This is a genomic window from Campylobacter concisus (assembly GCF_002914195.1).
Taxonomy (GTDB): domain Bacteria; phylum Campylobacterota; class Campylobacteria; order Campylobacterales; family Campylobacteraceae; genus Campylobacter_A; species Campylobacter_A concisus_M.
In genome coordinates this window covers 1-2,460 of the sequence record NZ_PPAU01000103.1, presented here as the reverse complement: position 1 = coordinate 2,460, position 2,460 = coordinate 1, and the positions used below count along the sequence as shown (strand labels likewise).

At 32.3% G+C, this 2,460-nt stretch carries 3 protein-coding genes; all 3 read left to right on the top strand.

Annotation, left to right across the window (positions count from 1 at the left end; all coding sequences use genetic code 11):
- The coding region (locus CYP28_RS10365) for a hypothetical protein (RefSeq protein WP_181000431.1) at positions 1–466 on the top strand (466 nt) is incomplete at its 5' end.
- On the top strand, positions 463–1,566 hold the full coding sequence (locus tag CYP28_RS06045) for a hypothetical protein (RefSeq protein WP_103593499.1): 1,104 nt from the start codon (positions 463–465) through the stop codon (positions 1,564–1,566). The genes CYP28_RS10365 and CYP28_RS06045, both read left to right, overlap by 4 nt.
- A partial coding sequence (locus tag CYP28_RS06040) for a hypothetical protein (RefSeq protein ID WP_141090915.1) occupies positions 1,566–2,460 on the top strand: 895 nt, incomplete at its 3' end. The genes CYP28_RS06045 and CYP28_RS06040, both read left to right, overlap by 1 nt.

Genomic DNA, 2,460 nt, shown 5'->3' with positions numbered 1-2,460 from the left:
ATCTAAGCCAAACAATCTCAATGATCTACTAGATATTTTTCATATTGACTATTCGCTAAGGGATATTAGTAATGGTGCGGAAGAGGATTTGGAGTATGAGAAATTATTTGAAACATATTATAGCGATGATGCCGATACGAATTATAAAAATAAGTTCATAGATGAATTTATTAAATTTTCTGCACTTGGTATGGTAAATGACAAAAGCCAATACGCTATTCATTGTCTAAATATTGGTTTAAGCCATTTTGACATAAATGAAAAAAAAGTGAATTACTCCCTTGATGAGATTGTTTTAAAATCTGCAACCGAGGGGGAGCTGTTTATTTTTGATATTTCAAAAAAAGAGTTTAAATTTAATGGCCGACAAGAGAGAGATGAATGCAGGTTATATACTCAGGCGTTAGATTGTTTTTGGGAAAATGTAGATCAAAGCAACGAAGCACAAAGGATTTTTAAAAGATGAACTCTAATATCGTTACAGAAAAGCTAGAAAAAATTTACAATTATGATTTTGATGACAATGAAGCCTTTAAAAAGGTAATCAATAAGCAGTTAAATTTAGTTAATTATGTTAACGACCTTGTTAAGAATTTTCAAATGTTAGAATGCGCACTTGATATAATCAGTATAAATGACTTTATCAATAACGAGAAGAAACTAGAGTTGGCCGTTGAAAGCTCCGATGAAAATATAAAAGAGGAACTAACAAATTTTAGCTCTATTGCATATCCTGCTTTAAAAAATGCCTTTTTAGAAAAAAAAGATGAAATAAGCAGCGTCACCATTAAGGGTAAAAATATTTTTGAATACAGCTTTAACGAGGCATGCGAGCTTAGGCAAAGCATAATTGAAGAGCTAGATTACGTCTTATCGGAGATGGAAGAATTTGTTCCATCATATCTAAAAGAAGCCATCAGTAATGCTATTAAAAACAATGAAGACTTTGACGAAGCTGCTCTAAATAGTATTCAAAACAATTTGACACTATTTAGCTTTTCAGTAAATGTTGCAAAAAATTCATTTGCTGATATATTTATGCAAAGGGTGGTTGAAAAACTTATTGCTACCAATGATTTAGATTGTATAGATGAACTTTACAACAAAGAAAGAGATCCTCAATGCATAGCTATTTTGCTTGAAGTAATGAGAGAGGCACAAGCTGACTTTACACCTGACGAAGTAATTAGTTTGATCGACTTTGACGAAAAGCTTTATAATAGAGCATTTGAGCTTTTTTATGAAAATATAAAAACCGATATTCAAGACCCTAACGGCATTTTCATGAGTATATCAAAGCTTTTAGATCGCCAGGTGTCAGGTCTTTATGAATTTTCAAAGTCTTTTTACGAAAAATACGGCAATCTTATCGTTATGCCAGTTGCTGACATGCTACGCAATAACTTCATCAAAGCAGATAATGATCTAAAGGCATATATGGAGAGTGTTAAAAAGGACATAGATCCATTTTTGATCGACATCCCCAAAAGAATATGCGATAACTATTATTTAAACTATAACTACTCATCGGCCAAACAAATAGATAATAAAATAAAGGAAATATGATGGATCAAGAACAACTAAAAAATTTTGCTAACAACTTCGCTATAAAGCCACAAAAAGACGAATATGAGGAGATGGAGCTAGAAGATCTTAAAGTAGATAGATCAGAGCAAACTATTCCTAAAACAGCACAGCAAGAACAACCAAACCCCATTAAAAAGACATCAGCTTTAGAGCAAGAAATTTTTGCAGATGGCATTGGCAACGAGCCAAACATAAATAATAAGCCACATTTTGATAATGTAACAGACGTTTTAGAAGATAAAGATGAAAAGATTGCGACAAATAGTGCAAATAATTTAAAAGACAACGAAAAAAGTAGCAAACATGTAGATTGGGACGCTTTTAAAATGGGGTCAAGTGAAGATTTTGATAAGGCAAACCAGCAAGAAGGTAAAAGAGCTTACGAAGAAAGAAACGCACAAGAGCAAGATAAGCGCAATATATCAAATTTTCTTAAACGCCAAAGCGAAAAAAAGCTCCAAACCCTATTAAAGACACGCTATGGCTTTTCGCCTAGTTCAGTTTCACTAAATAAATGCGCATCAACCAAAATAGCACAAGCCAGTGGCGATGGCATGTATGATCATCAACAAATAGAAAATTGCTTTAAAGAGGATTTAGAAAAGGCAAAAAAGAAATTAAAAGAGATTGATGAAACCTACAATAAAATGCTAGGTTCGCCAGCTTTGGCTTTTTTTGCATATTTTTTTATTGCAGCAAAAGCAATTCATCATGCAATAGAAACACCACACACAAATAAAGCTATGCATAACTATATGGATAAAGAGAACCTTAAAGAGCTAGCAAATTTTATGAACCTTTCAGCAGATGAAAAAAAAGAGTATCTAAAAAAAATGGAAAGAGATATTCAAGGATATAACGACAATATACAAA

Coding starts and splice junctions, on each gene's coding strand:
- CYP28_RS06045 (WP_103593499.1), top strand. CDS start 463: ATGAACTCTAATATCGTTACAGAAAAGCTAGAAAAAATTTACAATTAT.